Origin of the sequence: Geminicoccus harenae, assembly GCF_019800005.1 — a bacterium.
Classification (GTDB): domain Bacteria; phylum Pseudomonadota; class Alphaproteobacteria; order Geminicoccales; family Geminicoccaceae; genus Geminicoccus; species Geminicoccus harenae.
Window position 1 is genome coordinate 1 of the sequence record NZ_JABGCL010000002.1, and the last position, 16,399, is coordinate 16,399.

Consider the following 16,399-nt stretch of genomic DNA (forward strand, 5'->3'; position numbering starts at 1 on the left):
TCGCCGAGGCGCGCCAGTACGGCAAGCCGGTGATCCCGTTCATCTGGCCGCAGATCCACAACTGGAACTCCAGCGACGGCCGCAAGTACATGTCCGGCAGCTTCTGGAAGACCCAGCTCAAGACCGTCCACAGCCTGGCTGATGGCGTGGTGATCTGGGGCTCGATGACCACCAAGAAGGGCAAGAGCGGCTGGGACACCTGGAAGAGCGGCGCCGAGTGGTGGAAGGTCACCAAGGAGTTCGCCAAGTCGAACGGCACCGCCAAGTTCAGCGGCTGCAAGGCGTAACTTCCAAGACAAGGGCACGGTGCCGCGACGGAGCGGCCCGTACCCGGCAGGAAGACAGAAAGGGCTGTGCCAAGGGGCGCAGCCCTTTTTTCGTGTTCGAGGCAGCTTGTCCGGCCCGCTGGCCGGCCGCGGGATCGCCACTGATAGTTCTGGCAGCCCGACCGATGCGGTGGTCGCATGGATGCTGCGAGATGAGCGAGCGGCCCCCAGGCGGGCCGCCATGTCCCGGCTACTTGTTCAGCGCGTCGCCGATCATGTGGTCGGGAATGAACACGTCACCGCGGCGTGCCCAGCCCAGGCCCAGCAGCTTCTCCTCCAGGAGATCGGCGTCCATGGTCCGGTCGCCGAGCAGGGCCTGCTGGCGCTTGAGCGCGTCGCGCCTGGCCACGAGCTCGGTCAGGTCCTGCTCCAGCACCTGCACCGAGCGGCGCTGGTCCATATAGGCATAGAAGCCGCGCGAGCCATGCAGCGCGTGCCAGGCGAACCAGGCGCTGAGGAGGAGCAGGAGGCTGCCGAGCCAGCGCCAGCGGATCTCCCGGCGCAGCCAGATCCAGAATCGGTCGACATAGTCTGCCGCGATCATGTTCGCTCCAACTCCGCATGGTAGCGGAACTAGCGCGAATTCGCGCGTGCGGCGAGTGGAAATCCGGTCGCCATCGCCGCGGCCAGCCCGGCTGCGTCCGCCCGGTGCCCCGGAACCTGATCCGGGCTCGGACGCTGTTCAGGGGTGGTACAGTCACGCCGGTCTGGCCGGTGCCACAGTCGGGACGAAGTATCGGGGGAAGACATCCGTTGTGCAATGCAGCATACGCCCGTCGTTCTAGCTGCGCATGACGCCCATGCATCGTCGAGGACTGTCAGGGCCGACCGGTTGATGGCATCTGCACGTGGAAGCCATGCAGCTTCGGACTTGCGCAAAACGCGCCGCCGCCACAGGTTGCCGGCCAGCGAAGGCGGCCGGCGCTGCACGAGTGCCTAAGACGCCGCTATCCAGGGGGGAAGCTGGATGACCGCCATGAGCAAGCGCAAGAACGGGAACGGTGGGGAGGCTGCCGCGGCCGGCAGTAATCTGCCCCAGCCCGAGACCCTGATGGCTTGGTACCGGGAGATGTTGCTGATCCGCCGGTTCGAGGAGAAGGCCGGCCAGCTCTACGGCATGGGCCTGATCGGTGGCTTCTGCCATCTCTATATCGGCCAGGAAGCGGTCGCGGTCGGGATCCAGCATACGCTCACCGAGAAGGATTCGGTGATCACCGGCTACCGTGACCATGGCCACATGCTGGTGTGCGGGATGGAACCGCGCCGGGTGATGGCCGAGCTGACCGGCCGCGAGACCGGCTATTCCAAGGGCAAGGGCGGCTCGATGCACATGTTCGCCAAGGACAAGAAGTTCTATGGCGGCCATGGCATCGTCGGCGCGCAGATCCCGCTCGGTACCGGCATCGCGTTCGCGCACAAGTATGAAGAGGATGGCGGGCTGTGCGCCGCCTATTGCGGCGACGGCGCGGTCAACCAGGGCCAGGTCTACGAATCGTTCAACATGGCGGCCTTGTGGAAGCTGCCGGTGCTCTACGTGATCGAGAACAACCGCTACGGCATGGGCACCTCGGTGCAGCGTGCGGCGGCCGGCGAGCGCCTGTGCGACCGGGGCCGGGCCTACGGCATCCCGGGCGAGCAGGTCGACGGCATGGACGTGCTCGCGGTGGAGGCGACCGCCAACCGGCTGGTCGAGAAGATCCGTGCCGGGGAAGGGCCGCAGATCCTGGAAGCGATGACCTATCGCTATCGCGGCCACTCCATGTCCGACCCGGCCAAGTACCGCACCAAGGACGAGGTCGAGGAGATGCGGACCCAGCACGACCCGATCGAGAACCTGAAGCGGATCATCGAGGTCAACGGCTTTGCCGACGAGGCCACGTTCAAGGCGATCGACAAGGAGATCCGCGACGTCGTGAACGAGAGCGCCAAGTTCGCCCAGGACAGCCCCGAACCCGACCCGTCCGAGCTTTGGACCGACATCCTGGTAGAATCCTGATCCTGGGGCGCGACGCCATGCCGACCGAGATTTTGATGCCGGCCCTTTCGCCGACCATGACCGAGGGCAACCTCGCCCGCTGGCTGAAGAAGGAGGGAGACCCGGTCAGGTCGGGCGACGTCCTGGCCGAGATCGAGACCGACAAGGCGACGATGGAATTCGAGGCGGTCGACGAGGGCGTGCTCGGCAAGATCCTGGTGCCGGAAGGCACCCAGGGAGTCGCGGTGAACACCCCGATCGGCGTGCTGCTGGAAGAGGGCGAGAGCGCCGACGCCGTCCCGACCAGCGCTTCCGCGGCGACCGGCGGCCGCGCCAAGGGCGACGAGCCGCGCACCGCCGACCATGCGCCCGTCGGCGAGAAGCCGGCCAGCGAGGCGCCGGCGGCCCCCACCGAGGGCGAAGCGCCAGCACCCGCCGCCAAGGTCCCGGCCGAGGCGAAGAAGCCGGCCGCGGCCGATCCGGACCTGCCGCCGGGCACGACCTTCGTGAAGCAGACGGTGCGCGAGGCGCTGCGCGACGCAATGGCCGAAGAGATGCGCCGCGATCCCAAGGTGTTCCTGATGGGCGAGGAAGTCGCCCAGTACCAGGGTGCCTACAAGGTCAGCCAGGGCCTGCTGGACGAGTTCGGCGCCAAGCGGGTGATCGACACCCCGATCACCGAGCATGGTTTCGCAGGATTGGGCGTGGGTGCGGCCATGGCCGGGCTGCGGCCGATCGTCGAGTTCATGACCTGGAACTTCGCCATGCAGGCGATGGACCATATCATCAACTCGGCAGCGAAAACGCTGTACATGGCCGGCGGCCAGATGGGCTGCCCGATCGTGTTCCGCGGGCCGAACGGTGCCGCGGCGCGCGTAGCGGCCCAGCACAGCCAGGAATACAGCTCCTGGTACTCCCATTGCCCGGGCCTGAAGGTGGTCGCCCCCTGGTCGGCGGCGGATGCCAAGGGCCTGCTCAAGGCCGCGATCCGCGACCCGAACCCGATCGTGTTCCTCGAGAACGAGATGCTCTACGGCCAGAGCTTCGAGGTGCCGCAGATCGACGACCATGTCCTGCCGATCGGCAAGGCCAAGGTGGTGCGGGAAGGGACGGACGTCACCATGACCGCCTTCTCCTTGATGATGGGCCATGCGGTGGCCGCCGCGGACGCCCTGGCCGAGCAGGGCATCTCGGTGGAACTGATCGACCTGCGCACCATTCGGCCGCTGGATGTCGAGACGATCGTGAACTCGGTCAAGAAGACCAACCGGCTGGTCTCGGTCGAGGAAGGCTGGCCGCAGTCGGGCATCGGCTCGGAGCTGGCGGCGCTGATGATGGAGCACGCCTTCGACTATCTGGACGCGCCGGTGGTGCGGGTGACGGGCAAGGACGTGCCGATGCCCTATGCCGCCAACCTGGAGAAGCTGGCGCTGCCGCAGGTGCACGACATGGTGGAGGCGGCCAAGGCCGTCTGCTACCGGACTTGATGGGGAAGGCGGGGGAAACGACCGGATGAGCATACAAATCCTGATGCCTGCGCTCTCGCCGACGATGAGCGAAGGCAATCTGGCCCGCTGGCTCAAGAAGGAAGGCGACGCGGTCAAGTCCGGCGACGTCATGTGCGAGATCGAGACCGACAAGGCGACGATGGAGTTCGAGGCGGTCGACGAGGGCGTGCTCGGCAAGATCCTGGTGCCGGACGGTACCCAGGGTGTCGCCGTCAACACGCCGATCGCCGTGCTGCTGGAAGAGGGTGAGGATGCCTCGGCGGCCGAAGGCGCCGCCGCCACCGCGCCTAGCCAGCCGGCGCCCGAGGCGCCGCGCGCGGCAGCCGAGGGCCCGGTCGAGGCCGAGCGGATGAAGGCGGCCGGCCCGGGACCGGGCGGCGATGCCAAGCCCGCCGGGGTCGCGGGCGCACCGGGTGCCGGGTCCAACACCGGCACCGCGACGGCCCAGCCCGCCAAGGCGGACGGCGACCGGGTGTTCGCCTCGCCGCTGGCCAGGCGGATGGCGGCCCTGGCCGGGATCGACCTCGGCACCATCACCGGCAGTGGCCCGCACGGGCGCATCGTGAAGGCCGACATCGAGAAGGCGGCGGGTGCCCCCAAGGCTGCGGCCAAGCCGGCCGAGGCGGCGGCCCCGGCACCGGCGGCAGCCCAGGCTCCGGCGGCGGCACCGGCCGCGATCCCGGCCCCGGCCGCGCCGCACCAAGTCATCCAGCTCAGCAACATGCGCAAGGTGATCGCGCGCCGCCTGACCGAGGCCAAGGCGACCATCCCGCACTTCTACCTGACGGTGGATGTCGAGCTGGATGCGCTGCTCAAGCTCCGCGAGGAGCTGAACGGGCGGCCGAAGGTCGACTACAAGCTCTCGGTGAACGACTTCGTCATCAAGGCGGTCGCCCAGGGCATGAAGAAGATCCCGGGCGTGAATGCCGCCTGGGGCGGGGACAAGGTCTACCAGTTCGACGACATCGACATCTCGGTGGCGGTGGCGATCGAGGGCGGCCTGATCACGCCGATCATCCGCAAGGCCGACCAGAAGGGCCTGTCCACCATCTCCGCGGAGATGAAGGACCTCGCCAAGCGGGCCAAGGACGGCAAGCTCAAGCCCGAGGAGTTCCAGGGCGGCGGCTTCTCGATCAGCAATCTCGGCATGTACGGGGTGAAGGACTTCGCCGCGGTGATCAACCCGCCGCAGGCCTGCATCCTGGCGGTCGGCGCCGGCGAGAAGCGCCCGGTGGTGAAGAACGACGCGCTCGCGATCGCCACCGTGATGAGCGTCACGCTCTCCACCGACCACCGGGTGGTGGACGGCGCGCTGGGTGCCGAGTTCCTGCAGGTGTTCAAGAGGACGGTGGAGGACCCGCTCTCGCTGCTGCTGTGAGGGCTGCCCGCGCTATGCCCGGACAAGCCACGGTCCCGCTGGGGGAAGATGTCCTCGACGACGTGCTGGGGCCGGGCCTGCGCGTGGTGTTCGTCGGCATGGCGAGCGGGCGGGCGTCGGCCCTGCGGCGCCGCCACTATGCCGGGCCGGGCAACAAGTTCTGGCCGACCCTGGCCGCGGTCGGCCTCACCCCGGAACGGCTCACGCCGGACCGGGAGCGGGAGATCCTCCGCCATGGCATGGGCCTGACCGACGTGCAGAAGCGCCAGTCCGGCAGTGACGTCGAGATCGAGGTGACACCCCGCGACGTCGCCCTGCTGCGCGCCAAGCTGGCGCGGATCCGGCCAAGGCGCATCGCGTTCAACGGCAAGCGGGCGGCCAGCCATTGGCTGGGGAAGCCGACCGCTGCCTTGTGCTACGGGCCGGCGGCCGATCCGCATGGTGCCGCCGAAGAATTGTTCATCCTGCCGTCCACGTCGGGTGCGGCCTCCGGCTTCTGGGACGTCCGGCCATGGACCGACCTGGCCCGCCGGGTGCTGCGTGACCTGCCGTCGCAAACGGCTTCTCTGAGTGGGATTAGCTAATGGCCAACCACAGTTTCGATCTGGTGGTCGTCGGCGGTGGGCCGGGTGGCTACGTGGCGGCGATCCGGGCAGCGCAGCTCGGCATGAAGACCGCGCTGGTGGAGCGCGAGCACCTGGGCGGGATCTGTCTCAACTGGGGCTGCATCCCGACCAAGGCGCTGCTGCGCTCGGCGGAGGTCTACGACCATATGGGTCACCCTGAAGCGTTCGGCCTGAGCGTCAAGGAGCGGGGCTTCGATGCCGCGGCGGTGGTCAAGCGCAGCCGCGGCGTCGCGGCGCAGCTCTCCGGCGGCGTGAAGCACCTGCTCAAGAAGAACAAGGTGACCGTGTTCGACGGGGCGGGCGCGCTCGCCGGCAAGAACACGCTGAAGGTCACGACCAAGGGCGGCGAGGAGACGCTCTCGGCACCGCACATCATCCTGGCGACCGGTTCCCGCGCACGGGTGCTGCCCGGCCTGGAGCCGGACGGCAAGCTGGTCTGGACCTACAAGGAGGCGATGGTCCCGCCGGCGATGCCGAAGTCGGTGCTGGTGGTGGGCAGCGGTGCCATCGGCATCGAGTTCGCGTCGTTCTACCGCTCGATGGGCGCCGAGGTCACCGTGGTCGAGGTGCTGGAGCGGGTGCTGCCGGTGGAGGATGCCGAGATCTCGGCCCTCGCGCAAAAGCAGTTCGAGAAGCGCGGCATGAAGATCCGGGTCGGCACCAAGGTCGCCAAGCTCGACAAGAAGGCCGATTCGGTGGTCGCCACGCTGGAGATGCCGGGCGGCAAGACCGAGCAGGTCGAGGTCGAGCGGGTCATCTCCGCGGTCGGCATCGTCGGCAATACCGAGCATATCGGCCTGGAAGGCACCAAGATCAAAGTCGAGCGCTCCCATGTGGTGGTCGACGAGTGGTGCCGGACCGGTGAGCCCGGCGTCTATGCGATCGGCGACCTGGTGGGGGCGCCGTGGCTCGCGCACAAGGCCAGCCACGAGGGCGTCATGTGCGTCGAGAAGATCGCCGGCAAGGGCAACCCGCACCCACTCGACCTGACCAAGATCCCGGGCTGCACCTACTGCACGCCGCAGGTGGCGAGCGTGGGCTATACCGAAGAGGCGGCCAAGAAGGCCGGCTACGAGGTCAAGGTCGGCCGGTTCCCGTTCATCGGCAACGGCAAGGCGATCGCGCTCGGCGAGCCGGACGGGCTGGTGAAGACCGTGTTCGACGCCAAGACCGGTGAGTTCCTGGGCGCGCACCTGATCGGCGCGGAAGTCACCGAGCTGATCCAGGGCTTCGTGATCGCGCGGCAGATGGAAGCCACCGAGGAGGACCTCATGGCGACGATCTTCCCGCATCCGACCCTCTCGGAAATGATGCACGAGTCGACGCTTGCGGCCTATGGTCGGGCCATCCACTTCTGAGGTGCATGCCCGCCCTTGTCCGATCCTGGGCGGGCCGGTTTGGTTGAAGGGTAGCTGATGGCCACGGTCACGATCACGCCGCCGCAGTTCCAGCGCAAGCCCGCCTGGATCCGGGTCAAGGCGCCGACGTCGGAGACCTATCACGAGGTCCGCAAGCTGATGCGGGCCAAGAAGCTGCACACCGTGTGCGAGGAAGCCGCCTGCCCGAACATGGGCGAGTGCTGGCAGCAGAAGCACGCGACCTTCATGATCTTAGGGGACACCTGCACCCGGGCCTGCGCGTTCTGCAACGTCAAGACCGGCATGCCGGTGGCGGTCGACCCGCACGAGCCGCGCCATGTCGCCGAGGCGGTGGAGGCGATGGGCCTCAAGCACGTGGTGATCACCTCGGTGGACCGCGACGACCTGCCCGACGGCGGTGCCTTCCAGTTCGTCCGGGTGATCAACGCGATCCGCGAGCGCTCGCCGGAGACCACGGTCGAGATCCTCACCCCGGACTTCCTGCGCAAGCCCGGTGCCATCGAGAAGGTCGTGGCCGCCAAGCCCGACGTCTACAACCACAATCTCGAGACGGTGCCGCGCCTCTACCGGACGGTGCGGCCGGGCGCGCGCTACTTCCACTCCCTGCGCCTCCTGCAGAAGGTCAAGGAGCTCGACCCCTCGATCTTCACCAAGTCCGGCGTGATGCTGGGTCTGGGCGAGGAGAAGCGCGAGATCCATCAGGTGATGGACGACATGCGCTCGGCCGAGGTGGACTTCATCACGATCGGCCAGTACCTGCAGCCGACCCGCCGGCACCATCCGGTGATCCGCTTCGTGGAACCCGCAGAGTTCGAAGCGCATTCCAGGATGGCGCGTGCCAAGGGCTTCCTGATGGTGTCGAGCTCGCCGCTGACCCGGTCCTCGCACCATGCCGGCGACGACTTCGCCCGGCTGAAGGAAGCGCGCGACGCGCAGCTCGCCCGTCAAGGACTACGCTTCGAAGCAGCCGAGTAATGCCGACCCACTCCGAACGCCGCTACCTGCCCTATACCCCGAACCAGCTCTACGAGATCGTCGCGTCGGTCGACCGCTACCCGGAGTTCCTGCCCTGGTGCTCGGCGGCGCGGATCACCGAGCGGCAGGACGACATGTTCCTCGCCGACCTGGTGATCAGCTTCAAGGTCTGGCGGGAGAAGTTCACCTCGAAGGTCACGCTCGACCGGATGGAGCGAACCATCCACGTCGAGTATGTGAATGGCCCGTTCAAGTACATGAACAACTACTGGAAGTTCCTGGACGGCCCCGAGGGGGGCTGCATCCTCGACTTCCATGTGGAGTTCGAGTTCAAGTCCCGGGTGCTCCAGCAGCTCATCGGGCTCCTGTTCGACGAGGCGGTGCGCCGGATGGTCGCCGCCTTCGAGGGCCGGGCCCGCAAGCTGCACGGCGACCGCGGGCCGTCGCGACCGGTCACTGCGACCGGCGAGATCGGGCTCCTGCCGCGCGGGTGAGGTACGCGGACCGGCTGCGGCGAGCACCGCAGCCGGCCGGTTCCCTGTTCAGCCGAACCAGGACGCATCCACGCCGGTGACGCCGGTGAGCGTCACGGTGTGGTCGAAGCCCAGGTTCAGGATGGTGCTGCCGTCCACCACGCTGGCGCCGGCGATCGCGTTCTCCACGCTGTTGCCGTAGCCGCGCAGCTCGATCTTGTCGGTGCCGGCCTGGAAGTCGGTGATCGTGTCCTGGTCGCCGGCCACCCGCAGGATGATGAAGGTGTCGGCACCCGCACCACCGGTCATGGTGTCGTTGCCGAACTGGCCGTTGATGATGTCGTCGCCGGTACCACCGTCGATCACGTCGTCGCCGACCCCGCCGGCGATGAAGTCGTTGCCGCTGCCGCCATCGATCACGTCGTTGCCGGCCCCGCCATCGACCAGGTCGTCCCTGCCGCCGGCATGGAGCGTGTCGTCGCCCAGCCCGCCGAAGATCCGGTCCGCACCGTCCGGTCGGTTCGGGTCGTTGTCGCCATAGATGACGTCGTTGCCGGCAGCACCATAGAGGATGTCGTCGTCCGAGCCGCCATAGACCGTGTCGTCGCCGGCCCCGCCGGTGATCACGTCCTTGCCGGTGAAGCCGCCCCAGAGCTCGTCATTGCCGGTGCCGCCGTCGATATAGTCGTCGCCCCACTCGCCATAGATCAGGTCGTCGCCGTCGCCGCCATACATCCGGTCGGCACCGCCCTCGCTGGGCGACACGTCCCAGTCGACGCTCTCGCGGTCACCGCGAATGACGTCGTTGCCTTCGGCGCCATAGATCGTGTCGTCGCCCTTGCCGCCGAGGATCCGGTCGTCGCCGGCGCCGCCGCTGATGATGTCGTTGCCGTCCTGCCCGAAGATCCGGTCCACGCCATCCCCACCGAACAGGATGTCGTTGCCGGCATAACCGAACAGGGAGTCGTTGCCGGCCTCGCCATAGAGCCGGTCATGCCCGCCGGCGCCATAGAGCGTGTCGTTGCCGGGCCCGCCATAGGCGACGTCATCGCCAGTGCCGCCATTGAGGATGTCGTTGTCTTCGTCGCCGAACAGGTGGTCGTCGCCGCCTTGTCCGTTGATGCTGTCGGCACCGGCCAGGCCGCGGATGATGTCCGCTTGGTTGGTGCCGTCGAGCACGTCATTGCCGGGCGTGCCGTTGATCACTGCCATCGGTTGGCCTCGTTCCGAAGGATGAGGGGACAGGCACCCCATGCCGCAGGCGCGGCATGGGGCGGGGAGGGCTGTCGCGGCGGCTTCAGCCGAACCAGGACGTGTCGACACCGGTGACGCCGGTGAGCGTCACGAGGTGGTTCAGGCCGAGATTGAGCACGGTGTTGCCCTCCACCACGCTGGCCCCGGCGATCGCGTTCTCCACCGTGTTGCCGGCGCCGCGCAGGTCGATCTTGTCGATGCCCACCTCGAAGTCGGTGATCGTGTCCTGGTCGCCGGCATTGCGCAGGATGATGAAGGTGTCGGCACCGGCCCCGCCGGTCATGGTGTCGTTGCCGAACTGGCCGTTGATCGAATCGGCGCCATCGCCGCCGTTGATGGTGTCGTCGCCATCGCCGCCGGTGATGAAGTCGTCGCCGGCCCCGCCCTCGATCACGTCATTGCCGGCCTTGCCGTCCAGGATGTCGTTGCCGGCCCCGCCGTCCAGCACATCGTCGCCCAGGCCGCCGAACAGGCCGTCATCGCCGTCCTCGCCGAACAGCTGGTCGTCGCCGAGCGCCCCGAAGATCGTGTCGTTGCCATCGCCGCCATAGACGGTGTCGTCGCCGGCACCACCGGTCATGCGGTCGTCGCCGCTGTCGATCAGGCCCAGCGCGTCGCCGCCATAGATCAGGTCGTTGCCGGCCCCGCCATCGACCACGTCGTCGCCATACTCGGCGAAGATCTGGTCGTCGCCGTCGCCGCCATAGATCAGGTCGGCGCCGCCGGTCTTGAAGATCACGTCCGGCCGGTGCCGGTCGCCATGGATGAAGTCGTTGCCAGCGCCTGCCGAGATGGTGTCGTCACCCAGCCCGCCATAGAGGCGGTCGTCGCCGTTGGCGCCGATCAGGATGTCGTTGCCGTTCTCGCCGAACATCCGGTCACGGCCGTCGCCGCCGCGCAGGATGTCGTCGCCGCTGCCGCCATACAGCACGTCGTCGCCGGCCTGGCCCTCCAGGACATCGGCGAACGCGCCGCCGCCGCCATAGAGCGTGTCGTTGCCCACGCCGCCGAACAGGATGTCGGCGCCTTCGCGGCCATCGAGAATGTCGTCGCCGTCCTCACCATAGAGAAAGTCATCACCAAGCTGACCATAGATGACGTCGTTACCGCCGCGGCCACGAATCACGTCATTCTCGGGAGTTCCCAGGATCTCGTCGTTCCCGGGGGTACCGTTGATCGTAGCCACGAGGCGCTCCTTTTTATCATCTGTATCTACGTCAGTCAGAATCCTATGCGCTCAGGCGCAAGGACCCGTTGCGCCTATTGGGTTACCAATCGTCCATGAGCATGTCGACCCCTTGATCACCCCGTTGCCGGAAAGGTGCCAAGGTGCTGACGACGTTGTGATCCGGCACCAGAAACGGCACGGCCCCGACCGCAACGGGTGCGATCGGGGCCGGCCATGATGAGGAAGATGGGGTAGGGGCTGGCTCAGCCGAACCAGGTGGCGTCCACGCCAGTCACGCCGTTGAGGGTGACGGTGTGGTTGAGGCCCAGGTTGAGCACGGTGTTGCCCTCGACCACCGTAGCGCCGGCGATCGCGTTCTCGACCGTATTGCCCGCACCACGCAGCGAGATCGTGTCCGTGCCGACCTCGAAGTCGGTGATGATGTCCTGATCGCCCTCGGTGCGCAGGATGATGAACAGGTCCTCGCCGGCCCCACCGGTCAGCGTGTCGTTGCCGGCCTGGCCGTTGATCTGGTCGTTGCCCGCACCACCGTCCAGCGTGTCGATGCCGGCCCCGCCGGTCATCCGGTCGTCGCCCTCGCCGCCGATCAGCGTGTCGTTGCCGTCCTTGCCGTCCAGCTCGTCGTTGCCGAGCCCGCCGTCGACCGTGTCGTCGCCCAGGCCGCCGAACAGGCCGTCATTGCCGTCCTCGCCGAACAGCTGGTCGTCGCCGACCGCACCGAAGAACCGGTCGTCGCCGTCGCCGGCCCGGATGATGTCGTTGCCGGCACCGCCCGTACCGATGTCGTTGCCGGTGTTGACCGCGTTGGTCGGGCTGCCGCCCCAGATCAGGTCGTCGCCGGCACCCCCATCGAGGCTGTCGTCGCCGAACTCACCGGAGATCTGGTCGTTGCCCTCGCCGGTGAAGATCCGGTCGGCCGAGCCGGCGGTGGCCTCGACATTGACGTTCATCCGGTCGCCCCAGGCCAGGTCGTCGCCGGCACCACCGGCGATCGTGTCCGTGCCGAGCCCGCCATAGAACCGGTCGGCACCATTGCCACCGATCAGGACGTCGTTGCCCTCGTGGCCATACATCCGGTCGAGCCCGTCGCCGCCGCGGATGATGTCGTCGCCATTGTTGCCGTACAGGTCGTCGTTGCCGGCCTGGCCTTCCAGCGTGTCGTTGCCGCCTGCGCCGAACGCGATGTCGTTGCCGATCCCGCCGAAGATGACGTCGTTGCCACCCTCGCCGTTCATCTGGTCGTCGCCGTCCTCGCCGAACAGGAAGTCGTTGCCGGCTTGGCCGAGGATGTTGTCGTTGCCACCGCGGCCGTGGATCTCGTCGGATTCGGGGGTGCCGACCAGGTTGTCGTTGCCGGGCGTGCCGTTGATGAGCGCCATGGAGAGTTTCCTTGTGAAGTTCTAGCCGCGTCGGATGCGGTTCAAGCCAAGCAGGGAGCAATCAGGGACGGCGTCCGCCTGCACGGATGCCGTCGGTCAGCATTGTACCGCGGCCGCGGCCGCGAAGAGAAAAATGGTCCGCCGGGGAACGCGCCCGCCTGCCCGCCGGCGATGTGCCGATCGAGGCGGACGCGCGCCGGAGCCGGCCGGTGCTGCATCAGCCGAACCAGGACGCATCCACCCCGGTGACGCCGGTGAGCGTCAGCGTATGGTTCAGGCCGAGATTGAGAATCGTGCTGCCGTCGACGGTCTGTGCCTGGGCCAGCGCGTTCTCGACGGTGTTGCCGGCACCGCGCAGGTCGATGCGGTCGGTCCCCACCTCGAAATCGGTGATCGTGTCCTGGTCGCCCTGGCTGCGCAGGACGATGAAGCTGTCGGCGCCGGCTCCGCCGGTCATGGTGTCGTTGCCGAACTGGCCGTTGAGCTCGTCGGCGCCGCTGCCGCCGTCCAGGAAGTCGTCGTCGTCGCCGCCGGTGATCTTGTCGTCGCCGCCATCGCCGAACAGCCGATCGATGCCGGCCTTGCCGTCCACGATGTCGTTCTGGCCGCCGGCATGGATCTCGTCGTCGCCAAGCCCGCCGAACAGCCCGTCCGCACCATCCGGCCGGTTCGGATCGTTGTCGCCATAGATGAGGTCGTTGCCGACCGCACCGAAGATCGTGTCGTCGTCGGAGCCGCCGGTGATGTGATCGTCACCGGCCCCGCCGGTGATCACGTCCTTGCCGGTGAAGCCGCCCCAGAGCTCGTCATTGCCCTCGCCGCCGTCGATCGTGTCGGATTCCCACTCGCCGAAGATCAGGTCGTCGCCGCCGCCGCCATACATCCGGTCGGCACCACCGCTCGACGCGATCACGTCGAATTCCGGGTCCTCGCGGTCGCCGCGGATGTCGTCGTTGCCCTCGCCGCCATAGATCGTGTCGTTGCCGGCCCCGCCCAGGAAGCGGTCATTGCCCTCGTTGCCGAGCAGCGTGTCGTCACCGTCCTGGCCGAACAGCCGGTCGTCATTCTCGCCGCCACGGATGAAGTCGGCGCCGGTGAAGCCGAACAGGCTGTCACGGCCGGTACCGCCGTCGAGGAGATCAGCACCGCCGGCACCGAACAGCGTGTCGTTGCCGGGCCCGCCGAACACGCTGTCATTGCCGGTGTTGCCGTTCAGGATGTCGTTGCCTTCGTCCCCGAAGATCGCATCGTTGCCACCCAGGCCCTGGGCGCGGTCATCACCCGCCAGGGCGCGGATCACGTCGTCCTGGTTGGTCCCGGTGATCTGCGGATCCAGATCGTTGCCCGGGGTGCCGTTGATGATCGCCATGCGTTCCCACCCGTTCGTCTCGAAGCGTGCGACGAGATTATTCACACCGACTTGCCGATGTTACGGCGCCAGGAACGCCGCGCATCGATCCGGAGGACAGTAGCCGAGCATTCCCGGCTTTTCGATCCTGCAAGCGTCGCAGGCCGGCGGTCCCCGCCGCGGCGGCCCCGGCTGTTGCGGGGCTGCCGCAGCAGGCCATGGGAAAAAGCGAGGAACCGCCGATACCTGGCATCGAAGGTTACCGGAAAGGGTGAAGCCGCGCTTTGCTCAGCCGAACCAGCTCGTGTCGATCCCGGTCACGCCGGTGAGCGTCACGAGGTGGTTCAGGCCGAGGTCGAGCACCGTGTCGGCACCTACCACCTGGGCATTGGCGATCGCGGCCTCGGGCGTGTTGCCGGCACCGCGCAGGTCGAGCTTGTCCATGCCGATCTGGAAGTCGGTGATCGTGTCCTGGTCACCGGCACTGCGCAGCAGGATGAAGCGGTCCGCGCCGCTGCCGCCGGTCATGGTGTCGTTGCCGAACTGGCCGTTGATCTGGTCGTCGCCCTCGCCGCCGGTCAGGATGTCGTCGCCGGTCCCGCCGACCAGATGATCGTTGCCCTCGCCGCCGTCGACCACATCGTCGCCCGAGCCGCCCTCCAGCCAGTCATTGCCCTCCCAGCCGGCGATGGTGTCGTCGCCGATGCCGCCCATGATCCGGTCGTCGCCGTCCCGGGTCCACTTGTCGCTGTCGCCGCTGATGACGTCGTTGCCGGCCGCCCCGTAGATGATGTCGGCCCCGTCGCCACCATGGATCTCGTCGTCGCCGGCCCCGCCGGTGATGATGTCGTTGCCCTCGTTGCCGCCCCAGAGGATGTCGTTGCCGGCGCCGCCGTCGATATAGTCGTCGCCCCACTCGCCATAGACCTGGTCGTTGCCGTCGCCGGCATAGACGCGGTCGCCAGCACCCTCGGCCGGCACCACGCCCACCTGCTCGCGATCGGTGAAGATCACGTCGTTGCCGGCCCCGCCCCACAGCGTGTCCGAGCCCCCGCCGCCATAGATGCGGTCGTCGCCGTCCTCGCCGATGACCACGTCATTGCCGAGTCGCGCGAAGATCCGGTCCAGCCCGGCAAAGCCGCGGATCACGTCGTCGCCGGAGCCGCCGAACAGGTTGTCGTTGCCTGGGGTGCCGTTGATGATGGCCATGGGGCGCTGCCTCGTCTGGTTCTTATGCCCGCCAATGCGGGCCGCCGACTGGTTTCAACATGAAGGCAGGCCCCAGAAGGGGCCTGCCGGGACGAAATGGGGTGACGACGGTCCGCGTCAGCCGAACCAGGAGGCGTCCACGCCAGTCACGCCGTTGAGCGTGACGGTGTGGTTGAGGCCCAGGTTGAGCACGGTGTTGCCCTCGACCACCGTAGCGCCGGCGATCGCGTTCTCGACCGTATTGCCCGCACCACGCAGCGAGATCGTGTCCGTGCCGACCTCGAAGTCGGTGATGATGTCCTGATCGCCCTCGGTGCGCAGGATGATGAACAGGTCCTCGCCGGCCCCACCGGTCAGCGTGTCGTTGCCGGCCTGGCCGTTGATCTGGTCGTTGCCCGCACCACCGTCCAGCGTGTCGATGCCGGCCCCGCCGGTCATCCGGTCGTCGCCCTCGCCGCCGATCAGCGTGTCGTTGCCGTCCTTGCCGTCCAGCTCGTCGTTGCCGAGCCCGCCGTCGACCGTGTCGTCGCCCAGGCCGCCGAACAGGCCGTCATTGCCGTCCTCGCCGAACAGCTGGTCGTCACCGACTGCGCCGAAGAACCGGTCGTCGCCGTCACCGGCCCGGATGATGTCGTTGCCGGCACCCCCGGTGCCGAGGTCGTTGCCGGTGTTGATCGTGATCTCGACGCTGCCGCCCCAGATCAGGTCGTCGCCGGCACCGCCATCCAGGCTGTCGTCGCCGAACTCGCCGAAGATCTGGTCGTTGCCGTTGCCGGTGAAGATCCGGTCGGCCGCACCCACGGTCGGCGTCACGTTCGGCTGCACCCGGTCGCCATGGGCGAAGTCGTTGCCTTCGCCGCCGGCGATCGTGTCGGCGCCGTTGCCGCCATAGAACCGGTCGTCGCCGTTGCCGCCGATCAGGACGTCGTTGCCGTCGTTGCCCTGCATCCGGTCGAGACCGTCATTGCCGCGCAGGATGTCGTCGCCCGTGTCGCCGAACATGTCGTCGTCGCCGGCCTGGCCATCCAGCGTGTCCGCACCGGCCGCGCCGCGCATCACGTCGTTGCCGATCCCGCCGAGGATGACGTCGTCGCCGCCTTCGCCGAACAGCTGGTCGTTGCCGTCTTCGCCGAACAGGAAGTCATTGCCGCCCTGGCCCGCGACGACGTCGTTGCCGCCCAGGCCGTGCATCTCGTCGGATTCGGGGGTGCCGACCAGATTGTCGTCGCCAGGAGTACCGTTGATCAAAGCCATGAACCGATCCTTCTCGGCGGGTAGCCGGTGGTCCTGACGGGCGGCCCGATCCCGCGACCAGTCCCCTGCCGCGCGACCTCACGCCACCCCGGCAGGAGGGCCCGACCGGTTGCGAGGGTTAACTGG

Annotated in this window: 15 protein-coding genes; 8 read left to right on the forward strand and 7 right to left on the reverse strand. The window is 67.8% G+C overall.

What is annotated here, in order from left to right:
• A partial coding sequence (locus HLA95_RS01385) for a hypothetical protein (protein WP_222182149.1) occupies positions 1 to 287 on the forward strand: 287 nt, incomplete at its 5' end.
• A 229-nt stretch (positions 288 to 516) separates the two neighbouring features.
• On the opposite strand, the gene HLA95_RS01390 is transcribed toward HLA95_RS01385, so the two are convergent.
• Entirely contained in the window at positions 517 to 870 is a 354-nt protein-coding gene (locus tag HLA95_RS01390) for an FtsB family cell division protein (RefSeq protein ID WP_191061739.1), read from the reverse strand.
• 432 nt (positions 871 to 1,302) lie between these two features.
• On the opposite strand from HLA95_RS01390, the gene pdhA reads away from it, so the two are divergent.
• From pdhA to HLA95_RS01425, 7 genes are read left to right on the forward strand one after another with little or no spacing between them, the layout of a single operon-like run.
• Entirely contained in the window at positions 1,303 to 2,322 is a 1,020-nt protein-coding gene (gene pdhA, locus HLA95_RS01395) for a pyruvate dehydrogenase (acetyl-transferring) E1 component subunit alpha (protein ID WP_191061738.1), read from the forward strand.
• A 17-nt stretch (positions 2,323 to 2,339) separates the two neighbouring features.
• Positions 2,340 to 3,788: a pyruvate dehydrogenase complex E1 component subunit beta gene (locus HLA95_RS01400; protein WP_222182150.1), complete on the forward strand. Its 1,449-nt coding sequence runs from the start codon at positions 2,340 to 2,342 to the stop codon at positions 3,786 to 3,788.
• Positions 3,789 to 3,813: 25 nt separating this feature from the next.
• Positions 3,814 to 5,187 (forward strand): pyruvate dehydrogenase complex dihydrolipoamide acetyltransferase, encoded by a 1,374-nt coding sequence (locus tag HLA95_RS01405; RefSeq protein WP_222182151.1) that lies wholly within the window; start codon positions 3,814 to 3,816, stop codon positions 5,185 to 5,187.
• Positions 5,188 to 5,201: 14 nt separating this feature from the next.
• Entirely contained in the window at positions 5,202 to 5,771 is a 570-nt protein-coding gene (locus tag HLA95_RS01410; protein WP_191061173.1) for a mismatch-specific DNA-glycosylase, read from the forward strand.
• A complete protein-coding gene (gene lpdA, locus HLA95_RS01415) occupies positions 5,771 to 7,171 on the forward strand; it encodes a dihydrolipoyl dehydrogenase (protein WP_191061174.1) in 1,401 nt (466 codons plus the stop codon). Before HLA95_RS01410 ends, lpdA begins: the two co-directional genes overlap by 1 nt.
• A 57-nt stretch (positions 7,172 to 7,228) precedes the next feature.
• Positions 7,229 to 8,167, forward strand: coding sequence for a lipoyl synthase (gene lipA, locus HLA95_RS01420; RefSeq protein WP_191061175.1), 939 nt, complete (start codon positions 7,229 to 7,231; stop codon positions 8,165 to 8,167).
• Entirely contained in the window at positions 8,167 to 8,661 is a 495-nt protein-coding gene (locus HLA95_RS01425; protein ID WP_222182153.1) for a type II toxin-antitoxin system RatA family toxin, read from the forward strand. Before lipA ends, HLA95_RS01425 begins: the two co-directional genes overlap by 1 nt.
• A gap of 48 nt (positions 8,662 to 8,709) precedes the next feature.
• Here the strand turns inward: HLA95_RS01425 and HLA95_RS01430 are convergent, their stop codons facing one another.
• The 6 genes from HLA95_RS01430 to HLA95_RS01455 all read right to left on the reverse strand — a co-directional run bounded on the left by HLA95_RS01430 (position 8,710) and on the right by HLA95_RS01455 (position 16,273).
• Complete coding sequence (locus HLA95_RS01430; RefSeq protein WP_191061638.1) at positions 8,710 to 9,852, reverse strand: calcium-binding protein; 1,143 nt, start codon at positions 9,850 to 9,852, stop codon at positions 8,710 to 8,712.
• 85 nt (positions 9,853 to 9,937) lie between these two features.
• Positions 9,938 to 11,080, reverse strand: a complete 1,143-nt coding sequence (locus tag HLA95_RS01435; protein WP_191061639.1) for a calcium-binding protein — start codon at positions 11,078 to 11,080, stop codon at positions 9,938 to 9,940.
• A gap of 245 nt (positions 11,081 to 11,325) precedes the next feature.
• Positions 11,326 to 12,462, reverse strand: coding sequence for a calcium-binding protein (locus HLA95_RS01440; RefSeq protein WP_222182155.1), 1,137 nt, complete (start codon positions 12,460 to 12,462; stop codon positions 11,326 to 11,328).
• A 217-nt stretch (positions 12,463 to 12,679) separates the two neighbouring features.
• Positions 12,680 to 13,831: a calcium-binding protein gene (locus tag HLA95_RS01445; RefSeq protein ID WP_191061255.1), complete on the reverse strand. Its 1,152-nt coding sequence runs from the start codon at positions 13,829 to 13,831 to the stop codon at positions 12,680 to 12,682.
• 267 nt (positions 13,832 to 14,098) lie between these two features.
• Complete coding sequence (locus HLA95_RS01450) at positions 14,099 to 15,019, reverse strand: calcium-binding protein (protein WP_191061256.1); 921 nt, start codon at positions 15,017 to 15,019, stop codon at positions 14,099 to 14,101.
• Between the two features lie 117 nt (positions 15,020 to 15,136).
• Positions 15,137 to 16,273 (reverse strand): calcium-binding protein, encoded by a 1,137-nt coding sequence (locus tag HLA95_RS01455; protein ID WP_222182157.1) that lies wholly within the window; start codon positions 16,271 to 16,273, stop codon positions 15,137 to 15,139.
• Positions 16,274 to 16,399: the final 126 nt, after the last annotated feature.

Excerpts from the sequence above, each read along its gene's own strand:
- HLA95_RS01390 (WP_191061739.1), bottom strand. The coding sequence starts at position 870 with ATGATCGCGGCAGACTATGTCGACCGATTCTGGATCTGGCTGCGCCGG.
- pdhA (WP_191061738.1), top strand. The coding sequence starts at position 1,303 with ATGAGCAAGCGCAAGAACGGGAACGGTGGGGAGGCTGCCGCGGCCGGC.
- HLA95_RS01400 (WP_222182150.1), top strand. The coding sequence starts at position 2,340 with ATGCCGACCGAGATTTTGATGCCGGCCCTTTCGCCGACCATGACCGAG.
- HLA95_RS01405 (WP_222182151.1), top strand. The coding sequence starts at position 3,814 with ATGAGCATACAAATCCTGATGCCTGCGCTCTCGCCGACGATGAGCGAA.
- HLA95_RS01410 (WP_191061173.1), top strand. The coding sequence starts at position 5,202 with ATGCCCGGACAAGCCACGGTCCCGCTGGGGGAAGATGTCCTCGACGAC.
- lpdA (WP_191061174.1), top strand. The coding sequence starts at position 5,771 with ATGGCCAACCACAGTTTCGATCTGGTGGTCGTCGGCGGTGGGCCGGGT.
- lipA (WP_191061175.1), top strand. The coding sequence starts at position 7,229 with ATGGCCACGGTCACGATCACGCCGCCGCAGTTCCAGCGCAAGCCCGCC.
- HLA95_RS01425 (WP_222182153.1), top strand. The coding sequence starts at position 8,167 with ATGCCGACCCACTCCGAACGCCGCTACCTGCCCTATACCCCGAACCAG.
- HLA95_RS01430 (WP_191061638.1), bottom strand. The coding sequence starts at position 9,852 with ATGGCAGTGATCAACGGCACGCCCGGCAATGACGTGCTCGACGGCACC.
- HLA95_RS01440 (WP_222182155.1), bottom strand. The coding sequence starts at position 12,462 with ATGGCGCTCATCAACGGCACGCCCGGCAACGACAACCTGGTCGGCACC.
- HLA95_RS01445 (WP_191061255.1), bottom strand. The coding sequence starts at position 13,831 with ATGGCGATCATCAACGGCACCCCGGGCAACGATCTGGATCCGCAGATC.
- HLA95_RS01450 (WP_191061256.1), bottom strand. The coding sequence starts at position 15,019 with ATGGCCATCATCAACGGCACCCCAGGCAACGACAACCTGTTCGGCGGC.
- HLA95_RS01455 (WP_222182157.1), bottom strand. The coding sequence starts at position 16,273 with ATGGCTTTGATCAACGGTACTCCTGGCGACGACAATCTGGTCGGCACC.